The sequence below is a fragment of the Gracilibacillus sp. YIM 98692 genome (genome assembly GCF_010993965.1).
Classification (GTDB): Bacteria; Bacillota; Bacilli; order Bacillales; family Amphibacillaceae; genus Gracilibacillus.
In genome coordinates this window covers 1-12,494 of the sequence record NZ_WIXM01000033.1, presented here as the reverse complement: position 1 = coordinate 12,494, position 12,494 = coordinate 1, and the positions used below count along the sequence as shown (strand labels likewise).

Annotated in this window: 12 protein-coding genes and 1 other annotated feature; all 12 genes read right to left on the bottom strand. The window is 35.2% G+C overall.

Annotation, left to right across the window (positions count from 1 at the left end; translation table 11 throughout):
* Positions 1-11 precede the first annotated feature (11 nt).
* Entirely contained in the window at positions 12-1,832 is a 1,821-nt protein-coding gene (dnaG, locus tag GHD00_RS18050) for a DNA primase (RefSeq protein ID WP_163539606.1), read from the bottom strand.
* Positions 1,833-2,280: 448 nt separating this feature from the next.
* Complete coding sequence (locus GHD00_RS18045) at positions 2,281-3,111, bottom strand: pyruvate, water dikinase regulatory protein (protein WP_163539605.1); 831 nt, start codon at positions 3,109-3,111, stop codon at positions 2,281-2,283.
* A gap of 28 nt (positions 3,112-3,139) precedes the next feature.
* Positions 3,140-5,233 carry a glycine--tRNA ligase subunit beta gene (gene glyS, locus GHD00_RS18040; protein WP_163539604.1) on the bottom strand — a complete coding sequence of 698 codons (2,094 nt, stop codon included), beginning with the start codon at positions 5,231-5,233 and terminating at the stop codon, positions 3,140-3,142.
* Positions 5,220-6,113, bottom strand: a complete 894-nt coding sequence (gene glyQ, locus GHD00_RS18035) for a glycine--tRNA ligase subunit alpha (protein WP_163539603.1) — start codon at positions 6,111-6,113, stop codon at positions 5,220-5,222. Before glyQ ends, glyS begins: the two co-directional genes overlap by 14 nt.
* A 157-nt stretch (positions 6,114-6,270) precedes the next feature.
* Positions 6,271-6,451: a binding site (T-box leader), on the bottom strand.
* Positions 6,452-6,495: 44 nt separating this feature from the next.
* Positions 6,496-7,296: a DNA repair protein RecO gene (recO, locus tag GHD00_RS18030; protein ID WP_346427671.1), complete on the bottom strand. Its 801-nt coding sequence runs from the start codon at positions 7,294-7,296 to the stop codon at positions 6,496-6,498.
* Positions 7,277-7,510 carry a YqzL family protein gene (locus GHD00_RS21495; RefSeq protein ID WP_481810399.1) on the bottom strand — a complete coding sequence of 78 codons (234 nt, stop codon included), beginning with the start codon at positions 7,508-7,510 and terminating at the stop codon, positions 7,277-7,279. Before GHD00_RS21495 ends, recO begins: the two co-directional genes overlap by 20 nt.
* Before the next feature lie 50 nt (positions 7,511-7,560).
* A complete protein-coding gene (gene era / locus GHD00_RS18020; RefSeq protein ID WP_163539601.1) occupies positions 7,561-8,466 on the bottom strand; it encodes a GTPase Era in 906 nt (301 codons plus the stop codon).
* A gap of 130 nt (positions 8,467-8,596) precedes the next feature.
* Positions 8,597-8,938, bottom strand: a complete 342-nt coding sequence (locus tag GHD00_RS18015; RefSeq protein WP_163539600.1) for a diacylglycerol kinase family protein — start codon at positions 8,936-8,938, stop codon at positions 8,597-8,599.
* Positions 8,939-8,942: 4 nt separating this feature from the next.
* Positions 8,943-9,407, bottom strand: a complete 465-nt coding sequence (gene ybeY / locus GHD00_RS18010) for an rRNA maturation RNase YbeY (protein WP_163539599.1) — start codon at positions 9,405-9,407, stop codon at positions 8,943-8,945.
* A gap of 112 nt (positions 9,408-9,519) precedes the next feature.
* Positions 9,520-10,479 carry a PhoH family protein gene (locus tag GHD00_RS18005; RefSeq protein ID WP_163539598.1) on the bottom strand — a complete coding sequence of 320 codons (960 nt, stop codon included), beginning with the start codon at positions 10,477-10,479 and terminating at the stop codon, positions 9,520-9,522.
* A gap of 2 nt (positions 10,480-10,481) precedes the next feature.
* Positions 10,482-11,705 (bottom strand): sporulation protein YqfD, encoded by a 1,224-nt coding sequence (yqfD, locus tag GHD00_RS18000; RefSeq protein WP_163539597.1) that lies wholly within the window; start codon positions 11,703-11,705, stop codon positions 10,482-10,484.
* A 2-nt stretch (positions 11,706-11,707) separates the two neighbouring features.
* Positions 11,708-12,016 (bottom strand): sporulation protein YqfC, encoded by a 309-nt coding sequence (gene yqfC / locus GHD00_RS17995; protein WP_163539596.1) that lies wholly within the window; start codon positions 12,014-12,016, stop codon positions 11,708-11,710.
* Between the last annotated feature and the right edge of the window lie 478 nt (positions 12,017-12,494).

Genomic DNA, 12,494 nt, shown 5'->3' with positions numbered 1-12,494 from the left:
TCCTTCCAAAACTAACTTCCTTTTTTCGATTGTTGCTTTATCTTTAAAATCTCCATAGCAATTTGTGCGGCTTTCTTTGGATCAGATTTTTCAACTTCTTTCTGTTCCTGCTCCAATTTTTTAATCACAGCATAATCAGTTTGTTCTGCTAAGATTAAACGGATATAATCATCCATTTCCTTCTCCGTGATCTCCCAATTGCTATCAAGCATCGATAATTCGACTACTAACTTTTGTATTTCTGGGTCATCTATAAAGGATAGAAAATGACTAGGATCTGGATAATTTCCCTCTTCATAAAAGCCGTACAATAAGGTTACAATTACTTGATGTTGTTCTACATTAAACTTTGATCCAATTTCATCTTTCACTCTTTCAGCAATATGTTCATTTTGCAGCATATATGAAATTAACTGTCGTTCCGCATTGTGGAACGCGCGGTAAACTCTATTGGTATCTGTTTTATTTTCTGGTTTTCCATCATTAGTATTACCAAACCGCTTTTGGTTATCATAAGAATTTTCATTCTTTCGTATTCGAGACATTAAATCTTGATTTAAAGCATCATACGATAAATGAAACTGATCAGATAACTCTCTTAAATAATGATCTCGTTCTATAGGGCTGTTCAACCGAGCTATTTCTCCGACTATTTTTTCCACATATTGAATACGCTCGGCTTCCTGTTGTAAATTAAAATCCTTTTTCCAATAGTGCATCAGAAAGGCCATATCAGAATAACTTGATTTAATTACTTGGGATTTAAACGCTTCTGCCCCGAATTCTTGAATATATTGGTCGGGATCATAACTAGTAGGTAAGTTTCCTATTTTCACTGTACAACCGGCCCGCTTTAATTGCCGCATTGCTTTGTAGGACGCTTCTTGCCCTGCACTGTCTCCGTCATAACAAATCAAGACAGTATCAACATACCTTCGCAACATACTGGCATGCGCTTCTGTTAAGGAAGTTCCTAGTGAAGCTACGCCATTTTTAATCCCTGCTTGATGTGCCGCAATAACATCGACATAGCCTTCAAATAAAATAGCTTCACTTTGGCGCCTTATCTCACTTCTTGCAACATCAAAGTTGTATAATAACTTACTTTTCTGAAAAAGCCGTGATTCAGGGCTATTCAAATACTTTGGCTCTTGATTATGAATGGAGCGCCCACCAAAACCAATTGTTTTACCAATATGGTTTCGAATGGGGAATATAACCCTTCCTTGGAAACGATCATAGTATTCTTGCGATTCTGATGTTGTAAGTAATCCTGCGTTTACCATAACCTGCCTGTGGAAACCTTTCTTTTCAAGGAATTGAACTACAAATTCCTTCGAAACGGGAGAGTAGCCTACCTGAAACAAATCAATAGCCTCATCTGTAAAACCTCTGTCATACAAATAATAAAGGGCATTTTTCCCGTCTTTTGTATGTCTTAATAAATGGTGATATAACTTCGTTAGCCATTGAAAGGCCTCAAGAACAGATTGGTCTTCGGTACTATTCTCTTTCTGATGTTGAAAAGTTGCTTGAGTCGGAAGTGTTATTCCTGATTTCTCTGCAAGGTATTGAACAGCCTGCTGAAATGGAAATCCTTCCATCTCCATCATAAATGTAATAACATTTCCGCCTTTTTTACAGCCAAAACAGTAAAAAATTTGTTTATCCTGATTAACTGAAAAAGACGGAGTATTTTCGGAGTGAAATGGGCATAAACCGAAATAATTTCGACCTTGTTTTTTAAGCTGTACATACTCACTTACAATTTCCACTATGTCATTTTCTTTTCGGATAGATTCCATAATATCTTGTGTTGCTTGATTTGGCATTTTTCATCACCATATTTCATAATCAATCTCTATCCCTTTATTTTTCGACAATTTTCTCACATGTTAGCACAACAGTGAAGCTGATGCTTACGTCCATCACTTTTCCTATACTTTCATATTACCTCTATACCACTGTTTATAAACAAAAATTAGTAATAAATGTGTATTTAGAAGGGAAAACATATACATAAAATCTTTAAACTTTTGCAAAAAGTGTCGAAAAGTCGAATTCTTCAATGCATAACTAATTCTACAAAAAAAGCAAAATTCCTTCCCAAACCTAATATTTTCTTTATAAATGACTAATTCTCTTTCATTATATGGATAATTAAAAGAGATAATACTACTCATAACCAATATTTGCATGGAATATACATTGACATGAGATAATTTCACAAATTCTTATTATAATATACTGTGAAGAAAATTTCCAATAAAAAATTTATAATTAATGATGGCCTTCCATATCCCAATATGGTTGATTCATCATATTCAGAATTATGTTAGCTGTTTCTTCTACCGCTTTATTCGATACATCAACAACTGGACAGCCTAGCTTGGTAATAATCTTTTCAAAATAATCTAGTTCAGTATGAATTCTTTCCATATTTGCATAAATAGCTTGATCACTTAAGCCTAAGCTTTTTAGGCGCTCTTTTCTAATGCCATTCAATTTTTCAGGACTAATTTTTAGCCCAATACATTTATGTGGAGGAATGTGAAATAATGTTTCTGGTGGTTCTACTTCCGGAACAATTGGTACATTTGCAACTTTTAATTGTTTATGGGCTAAATATTGAGACAATGGTGTTTTGGAAGTTCTTGAAACACCAATAAGGACAATATCAGCTTGAGAAACACCTCTTGGATCCCTGCCATCATCATATCTTACCGCAAATTCAATTGCTTCTACTTTTTTAAAATAATCCTCGTCTAATCGATGAATAAGTCCAGGTTCTTGCTTTGGTTGTTTATGAAATTTTCGCTCCATTGCGTTTAACAATGGTCCCATAATATCTACACATTCCACTTGCTTTTCTTGTGCCTCTTGAACTAAAAATCCCCTGAGTTCTGGGTTCACAAGTGTAAACCCAATCATAGCACCCAACTGTTTTGCGTGGTAAACAGCACCACGCAAAACCTCTTTATTTTCCACATATGGTATTCGGTATAAATCGTACTCATTTTCATCCATAAACTGACTTAAGGCTGCTTTTGTAACTAGTTCTGCTGTTTCACCCACAGAATCTGAGAGAACATATATGATTGATTTTTCCATAAATGTAACAGTTCCTCCTGAATGTCAACTACACTTGATGTTGTTTCCATTGTATCTTAGATAAATCTGCAAATTGTGTGATGTCATTTGCAATGAAGCGAAGTAATGCTAAACGATTCTCTCTAATATCTTGGTCCTTATCCATTACCATTGTATGATCAAAGAAGGCATGTATTGGTGCTGAAAGTGACGAGAGTATATGCAAAGCCTTTTCTTCTTCATGGTGGTCTAATGCTTTTTTATAGTCTGATTTAATATTTAAATAAGCAGTGTAAAGGTCCCTTTCCTCAGCATTTACAAACTTCGATTCATCCACTTCAGCTTCGCCTTCATGTTTGTTTGCCAAGTTCATAATACGAACCAATGCTTCCTGGTTATCTTTAAAATGACTGTCATATCGTTTTTTAGCTAATAATTTTGCTTTAGCCTTCATAAATGATACGTCTTCAATTTGTCCAATAAGTACAGCGTCCACAATGTCATGTTCAATATTCTCTTCTTTCATAATGTATGCTGCGCGTTGTTTAAAAAATATTTCTAATTGTTCAAACGCAGCTTTTTTATCCTCCGTAAGCATCTCTTTATCGACAAATAGTGATAGTACCTCACCTATAAATTGGCTTAGGTTCACCTTCCATTGCTTACTTTCCATAATTTGAATAATACCAAGAGCTTGTCTTCTTAATGCATAAGGATCTTGGGAGCCGCTAGGTCTTAAACCAACTGCGAAACAGCCCACAATGGTATCTAGTTTATCTGCTACACTTACCACAGAACCAACCGTACTCTTAGGTAATGGAGCATTAGCACTCACTGGCATGTAGTGTTCCTCTATAGCTTGTGCAACTGCTTCATCTTCTCCAAAGATTGTTGCATATTTTCTACCCATGATCCCTTGTAATTCGGTAAATTCATTAACCATGTTAGTAACAAGATCAAATTTACTAATTTGAGCTGCTCGGATAATTTGATTTCCTTCTTTTTCTGTTAAATTTAATTTATTGGCAATCAACTTTGAAATCTCCACTACACGATTCACTTTATCTTTAATTGTTCCTAGCTGCTCTTGAAATACCATTCTGTCCAGTTGAGCAAGGTTCTTTTCAATCGGTTGTTTTTGGTCTTCTTCATAAAAGAATTGAGCATCCTGCAATCTGGCACGCAATACTTTTTCATTTCCCTTCGATACATTTTCGATATGATCGCTTGTGCCATTTCGAACCGCTATAAAATAAGGATAAAGTTCGCCATCCTTTGATTGTACGGGGAAATAACGTTGATGCTCTTTCATTGATGTAATAAGCACTTCTTTTGGAATGTGCAAAAAGGATTCACTAAAAGTACCATAAAATACTGTTGGATACTCTACCAGATGGGTCACTTCTGTTAATAATTCATCATCCATTGGAACCACCCAGTTATGTTCTTCACTTAACTGACGAATACCTTCTTGAATCATACCTTCTCTTTCAGCAGTACTTGCTATGACATACTGCTCTCTTAAAAGCTGTTCATATTTTAATGGATCATTTATGACTACTTGTTCTCCTAAAAATCGATGCCCATGTGTCGTATTGCCTGTTTCAACTCCTGCAATTTCAAAAGGAATCACTTCATTATCTTGCAATGCCAGTAACCACTTGATTGGACGAATATATTTAATCGTTTGATCAGACCAACGCATATTTTTAGGGAAATTTAAACCTACAATTATATCTTTAAAGCCTGATAATAATTTTTCCGCAGCTTCGCCTTCTTGAAATTTCTTCACATATGCATATCGCGTACCGTTTAAATCCTTAAAGTAAATATCATCCACATTTTTTCCTTGACCTTTTGAGAATCCGATCGCTGCTTTTGTCCAATTGCCATCTTCATCTACTGCAATTTTTTCGGCAGGACCCTTTGCTTCTTCTTCTTGATCTGCTTGTTTAGCTGTCAATCCTTCTATGAGTACTGCAAATCTTCTAGGTGTAATATACGTCGTAATTTGTTCATAAGGTAACCGGATGTCTTCCAACCAATTCTTTGTATTTTCTAAAAGTTGTTGCTCCGTATTATTCATAAATCGAGCAGGCATTTCTTCTAAACCTACTTCAAATAAAACATTAGTTGTTTTCATGATCTGCTTTCTCCCCTTTCAACATCGGAAAACCTAAACGTTCACGTTCTGCGACATATAATTTTGCAATTTCACGGGCTAAATTACGAACCCGTCCGATATATCCAGTTCTTTCTGTCACTGATATAACACCTTTTGCATCTAAAAGGTTAAAAGTATGTGAACATTTTAATACATAATCATAGGCTGGAAATACAAGTTCTTTTTCCATAATTCTTTTTGCTTCTTTTTCATAGGTATTAAATAAATCAAATAACATATCTGTATCTGATTCATTAAAGGTATAAGTAGAATGCTCATATTCTGGTTGATAGAAGATATCTCCAACAGTCACTCCAGACGTCCATTCTAATTCAAACACATTTTCTTTATCCTGAATATAGGATGCTAATCGCTCAATTCCATATGTGATTTCTACCGCTACAGGGTTTGCTTCTAGTCCACCTATTTGCTGAAAGTAAGTAAATTGAGTAATTTCCATACCATCGAGCCATACTTCCCATCCTAGGCCCGCAGCTCCAAGTGTAGGATTTTCCCAGTTATCTTCTACAAATCGAATATCATGTTCATTTGAATTAATGCCAAGTTTCTCTAATGATTCTAAATATAGATCCTGTATATTGTCAGGAGATGGTTTCATAATTACTTGGAATTGATGATGTTGATACAAACGGTTCGGATTTTGCCCATACCTTCCATCGGCCGGTCTTCTAGAAGGTTCTACATATGCCACGTTCCATGGTTCAGGTCCAAGACTTCTTAATAAAGTCATCGGAGACATGGTTCCAGCCCCTTTCTCAACATCGTATGCTTGCATTAAAATGCAATTTTGATCAGACCAATGTTTCTGTAATGTTAGGATCATTTCTTGAATATTCATACTTCTACCTCCAATTTGATTCACAAATCTTGATTTTACCTCTATTTGGCCAATTTTTATTCTACGGCTCTAAACTAAGTTGAAGAATACTTCCCTTCGAAAGCTGTAGTACAAATAGAAAACCCGTCCCTATGCTTCATCTATACATACGATGAGGCATAGGGACGGGTTGCCCGCGGTTCCACCCTATTTGTTATTTCTTTATTATCCAGAAATAACCACTTTTCAAAACTACTGTTCCAGAGCGCCTTCTTAATGAGTTTCTTACCCAGCTTTCACCAACCTGAGCTCGCTTTAAAAGACTTTTCATTAATACTACTCTCTTTCAACACAGTTCGATATTTTATTCATCTGTAAATGATACGAAAGAATGGTTCAGTTGTCAATTGAAATCACTCCATTTATTCATTTGGTTCAGAAATCTTTTGGATTTCAGATAAAAACCTCCATATTGGTCATAATACTGATCCATTAATGTTCTTAATATATTTTTATTCTCATCCTTTATGGAAATATTACCGATCCTATTTATTTTTATCCATAAAAAAAGATGAAACAGCTTCAACAATGTCTCAGATAAATAAATAAGATGTTCATCTTTAGCCGTACAATATGTACAAATGGTTCCACCTTCTCTAACTGAGAATCCTTTTAAAGAATGTTGATTCCCACAGAAAACACACCGGTCTATCACCGGTGAAATACCTGATTCTTGATACATTTTCCATTCATAAATCATCGTTAATACTTCTGCATCTTTTCCTTCATCGATAAAAGATATAGTATGTAATAACTGCTCATAAATAAATGGATTATATTTTTTTGGATCTAATAGCTTATCTGTTAATTCTGCAATATAGCTAGCATAAGCTGTTTTGACAATATCTTGCCTTATTTTTCGAAATGATGTTATTACTTCACCTTGTTGCAATGTTGCTAAATTGTTTCCAGGCTGTATTAAGTAGGACCCATGAATAAATGGCTGCGTAATCGCAGCCATTCGACTTTTTGCCTTTTTAGCACCTCTTGCAACAGCTCCTATTTTCCCTAAACTTGGAGTCATGATTGTAACGATTTTATGTGTTTCCCCGTAATCCTGTGTTCTTAATATAAAGCCCTCTACTTTCTCAAACACAAGGTTCACCTTTTCCTTTCTGCATTGCTTAATAGTGCGTGTCTTCAAACATTGAATCCTCTATATCCTTATCTTGATCATTCAGCTCTTCTTCTTCTATTTGCTTCATCCATAAGTATGCCTCAATATTACCTGTTTGACTAAAAATTTTCCATGGCACATCGATCACAATAAACCTCACCTTTCTTTTTGGTAGTTTTCCATTGTGCTCATTTATAGATTGACCTAATTTAGCCGTTCCATAAGTAATAATATTTACCATATCATCCAATTCCTCTTTTTCATAAATGAAACAAATAGATGCCGAATTGTTTAATATTCTTCTTGATTATAGCCAAACTCTTGTAGTTGATGATCTTTATTTCTCCAATTATTTTGAACTTTCACCCAAAGTTCTAAAAACACTTTAGATCCTAATAGTTTTTCCACGTCTTGCCTAGCACGTTTTCCAATTTCTTTTAACATCTGTCCTTGTTTTCCAATGATAATCCCTTTCTGTGATTTCCGTTCAACGATTATCGTTGCTTGCACCAGGACCTTTTGATGATCACCTCTGCTTTCTATCTGGTCAATCACTACCGCTATAGAATGAGGAATCTCCTCACGGGTCAACTGCAAAACTTTTTCACGAATTAATTCGCTGATAATAAACCTTTCAGGATGATCTGTTATATGATCATCTGGATAATATTTTGGTCCTTCTGGTAAATGAGTTGTTAGGACGTCCATTAGGTGATTTACATTATTTCCTTCTAATGCTGAAACTGGAATGATTTCTTCGAATGGATACTTGTCCTTATATTGCTGGATAATTGGTAATAGTTCATCAGGGTGCACTAAATCAATCTTATTGATAACTAAAAAGACTGGTTTGTTTACGGATTGCAGCCGGTCGATAATAAATTGGTCGCCTCTTCCATAGCCCTCTTCAGCATTAATCATAAACATAATAGCATCAACTTCACTTAAAGCGTTTTCAGACATTTTTACCATAAAGTTTCCCAGCTTGTGCTTTGGTTTGTGGATCCCGGGGGTGTCAATAAATACAATCTGCTTATCCTGGTCAGTATATACGCCTTGAATCTTGTGACGAGTGGTTTGTGCTTTATCACTCATAATAGCAATTTTCTGACCGATTACATGATTCATAAAAGTCGATTTTCCTACATTTGGTCTACCGATAATGGCTATAAATCCTGATTTAAAAGTGTGATTCATTTTATTTCCTCCGTTTATTTCTTTGCTGCTATTATTCATTATTTATATGTATATCTTACTATATTTTTTTACCTTTTTCATACTTTCGACAAAACTAGTTGAATTCTTCAGACATATTGCCTAAGCCTAGCTAAATCCATTTAGGAAGGAATATACAGCAGGCAACAAAGACAGAAATTATAGCACTTATCAAAACTGCTGCTGCTGCTAAGTCCTTTGCTATTCCTATAGCTTGTTGGTTATTTGGTTCAATGTAATCAAGTGCCCTTTCCAATGATGTATTAATAAGCTCCATACTTATAACAGAGCCAATAGTTAAGAAAATAATTGCCCATTCTACTGTTGATATTTCAGTTAGGATACCTAATATTACGACAAAGCATGCTGCACAGAAATGTATTTTAATGTTTCTCTCTGTTTTTAATGCAACGATTAGACCGGCAATTGCATACTTCAGCCCTATATGAAACATACTTTCACCTCGAAAGTCCAAAGCCTTTTAAAATTTCCTCTTGTCGATGAAACATTTGCTTTTCTTCTTCTTTCTCCATATGATCATATCCAAGTAAATGCAAAAAACCATGCAATGCTAAAAATCCCAATTCTCTTTTGAATGAATGGTTATAAGCTATCGCTTGCTCTTGAGCCTTATCTACAGAGATTATAATATCTCCTAATATAACTGGCAGTTCATCTCCCGTAATAACAAGCTCTTCTTCAACTTCCTCTTCCAAAGCAAAAGATAATACATCTGTTGGATAGTCTAAATCACGGTATTCAAGATTTAATTTTCTTATTTCTTCATCATCGACAAATGTAACGGATAGTTCAGCATTTGCTGGGACATTTTCCTGCTCGCTCGCATATGCTAATAACTCTTTAAGTAACGAGTAATATTGAGGATCTAATTCCTTTGTCTCATCTTGGAAATCCATTATCATTTCTTCATTAACCCCCTAGTTATTATTATCGCCCTTTAAACATGACATTTTTTAAAAGCGAATAGAGCAAGAAAACTTGGCAGAATTGCCAAGTTATGCTGTTCCTTTATGATTAGCCGTTTGTTTCATATGCATCAATAATTCGCTGTACAATAGGGTGACGTACTACATCTGATTGAGATAAGAATATAAGACCAATCCCTTTTATATCTGTTAACGTATCTCTTGCCTCAATCAACCCAGATTTCACCCCTTGAGGTAAGTCAATTTGCGTTACATCTCCTGTTATAACCATTTTAGAACCAAAGCCTAGCCTAGTCAAAAACATTTTCATTTGTGCATTTGTCGTATTTTGGGCTTCGTCTAAAATAACAAATGCATCATCTAAAGTGCGGCCACGCATATATGCTAGAGGTGCAATTTCAATCGTGCCTCTCTCAATTAATCGCATTGTATGCTCTGTACCTAATACATCATGTAGAGCATCATATAACGGCCTTAAATAAGGATCTACTTTTTCCTTCAAATCACCTGGCAAAAAACCTAAGCTTTCACCAGCTTCTACTGCAGGTCTTGTCAAGATAATTCGTTTCACTTGACCATTTTTTAATGCATGCACTGCCATCACAACAGCTAAGTAAGTCTTCCCAGTCCCTGCTGGTCCTATTCCAAAAACAAGATCATTCTGTTTTATTGCTTGTAAATAATTTCTCTGACCTAGGGTTTTAACTCGAATAGATTTCCCATTGGCGTTTTTCGTTATTTCGTCTTCAAATAAAGTTTCTAATTGGTCTATCTTACCTTTTTTCGCTAAATCAATCGCATATACCACATCTCGTTCCGTAATGGTAATACCTTTGCGTATGATATTTAATAGACCTTGCAACACCTCACGAATAATGGTTGCATCTGTTTCACTGCCAGAGACACTAACTTGTTCACCTCTTGAAACAATAGATACCTGTAATTGTTCTTCCAATTGTTTGAGGTGTCGGTCTTCTGTTCCAAATAAACTTAACGCTTCATTCGGGTTTTCTACATGTAAATCGATCACTTTTAAATCTTCCGACATAATCAATCTCCTTGATTTATAGGTTGTCTCTTTGTAATATCTTCTAGCACCGTGTAATATAAGGTTAATTTAACTTTACCATTCTCTTCCCTTTCGTGCAAAAGTTTTTCTTTGGTTATTTCAGCATCTAACGGGATTTCTTTTTTCAAATTTCTCTTTGCCTGCTGTAATGCTAATTGTTTTGCTTCTTCTAAAGTTCTTTTCTCGGTTACTTCCTCCTTTTCGCTTATAGATTGTTTAATAAATGAAAGGGGTAACTTCCACTTCAGGAAATATAAGAACCGTTCCTCTGTATCTAATTGAAACTTTGAATACTCAGGTTTTCCCCAATTCCATATAGGGATTAAATAACGAGAAATTCGCAAGTAATATTTATCCATTACATTTCCTGATAGTACTTGATAGGATTCCTCTAAAGGCAAGGCTATCTCACTTCGATACCAAACCTTTGCAATTACTTCTCCTTCAGCAGCAACCGGTTTATGTGTTTGTTCCTTTTCCTCATCCTCATCCTCTGTGATTGCTTCTTGGTTTACTAAGTAACCAGATACCAAGATATCTCCTTTTTGTACGACTTGATTTTCTGTAACAAGAGGTTGTCCATTTGACACATATACTTTTTCTATAACGCCTTCTTTCCTTGCAACAAGATGGCTTGGAGGTAATTCTTCTTCTTTATCAACCGTGATTTTTTCTACTCCTTCTAAATGATAAGAAGCTCCTTGTTTTTTCACACCCACCCATAGCAACTCTGGAATATCTTGAAGCAGTTTTTTTTGTATCTCTGCTGGTGATTCAATATTCCATTGAAAACCGCCTCTATAAACGCCATAATCCTCCAATTTAGTATAAACTTGCCTTTCTAGCTCCTCTTCTAATCCTTCCACTTCCACACGCCATACAATGTTAGACAAGAAAAAAATAAACAAAAGCCCAAGGAAAAAACCAAATAATAGTGGTTTACGATATTTTAATTTTTTAATCAAAAAAGGAAATCCTGATTTACTAACAAAAGAGATTTTATAAATGGTTTTACGCTTAACTTGTCTTAGTTTTGACAAATCTGCAATATTTATTTTACCTTTACAAGTTGTTCTGTCTTCTTTTACAATATCCCATACATCCATCCCATTTTTTACACATAAATTAAAAAATAATTCCGGATATTCCCCTTTTACTCGTATAGTTAATGCTCCTGTAAACCAATTCTGTTTTTTGAAAGACATAACTATTTCCCCTCCGAAATCTTCTTACCATTTTCTATTTGAAAAGAGACATCTTCAATATTTCCTTCTAAAAGAATCTCTTGTTCGATCATCATTTTCAATACAAAATCAGAACCAACAATTTTCACATATCCGTGGTGTACTTTTAACCGTAATTCATTTGTCTTAAAGGTCATTAACCCTTGATGATTTTCAATATATGCATGAATCGAGCCAATCATTGTAATTCTGGGCAGTTCTAACGTTACTTCAGAAGGAAGTTCTAATGTTTTAGTAAGCCAGTTTCCCATTCTCGTTTTTATTTTTTTCATATAAAGTGTCTTCCCCCCTTCAAATACATTGTATGAAAAAAGAAAAAAAACAGAACTAAGAAAAAGCGATTCACATCAAGTCCTATCTACGTTTTTCTAAATAGAATGACTCTCTAACTTCACAGAAAAAATAGCATTCCAGATAAAATAGATGCTTATCATTTCCTAATCTATTTTAAAAAAGTTTATAGGTATACAAAATAAACCTTAATGCACAATATCCATAAACTGTGCAGTAACTTTGGTGAAGTTTTCCTCCGCTTGTCTCGATGAGTGCGTAATCGACGCTGCGGAAAAACACTCGCTTTCCGGGGGCAGCACCTCAGCCAGGGGGCTACTTGAAATAACAGCTTTGCTCCCTTGCACCGAGGAAGCCTACTACGAAGCTTTACTAGAAGACGCAGGTGCATCCTGTGGGGTCTTCGGAAGCTGCTCTTCGAGGCCACTGAAAAACTGTGCTGTTTTGAGTGAAAAAGAA

Bases quoted from the DNA above. Each gene is read 5' to 3' on its own strand.
- dnaG (WP_163539606.1), bottom strand. From the start codon at position 1,832: ATGCCAAATCAAGCAACACAAGATATTATGGAATCTATCCGAAAAGAA.
- GHD00_RS18045 (WP_163539605.1), bottom strand. From the start codon at position 3,111: ATGGAAAAATCAATCATATATGTTCTCTCAGATTCTGTGGGTGAAACA.
- glyS (WP_163539604.1), bottom strand. From the start codon at position 5,233: ATGAAAACAACTAATGTTTTATTTGAAGTAGGTTTAGAAGAAATGCCT.
- glyQ (WP_163539603.1), bottom strand. From the start codon at position 6,113: ATGAATATTCAAGAAATGATCCTAACATTACAGAAACATTGGTCTGAT.
- GHD00_RS21495 (WP_481810399.1), bottom strand. From the start codon at position 7,510: ATGGTAAATATTATTACTTATGGAACGGCTAAATTAGGTCAATCTATA.
- era (WP_163539601.1), bottom strand. From the start codon at position 8,466: ATGAATCACACTTTTAAATCAGGATTTATAGCCATTATCGGTAGACCA.
- GHD00_RS18015 (WP_163539600.1), bottom strand. From the start codon at position 8,938: ATGTTTCATATAGGGCTGAAGTATGCAATTGCCGGTCTAATCGTTGCA.
- ybeY (WP_163539599.1), bottom strand. From the start codon at position 9,407: ATGATAATGGATTTCCAAGATGAGACAAAGGAATTAGATCCTCAATAT.
- GHD00_RS18005 (WP_163539598.1), bottom strand. From the start codon at position 10,479: ATGTCGGAAGATTTAAAAGTGATCGATTTACATGTAGAAAACCCGAAT.
- yqfD (WP_163539597.1), bottom strand. From the start codon at position 11,705: ATGTCTTTCAAAAAACAGAATTGGTTTACAGGAGCATTAACTATACGA.
- yqfC (WP_163539596.1), bottom strand. From the start codon at position 12,016: ATGAAAAAAATAAAAACGAGAATGGGAAACTGGCTTACTAAAACATTA.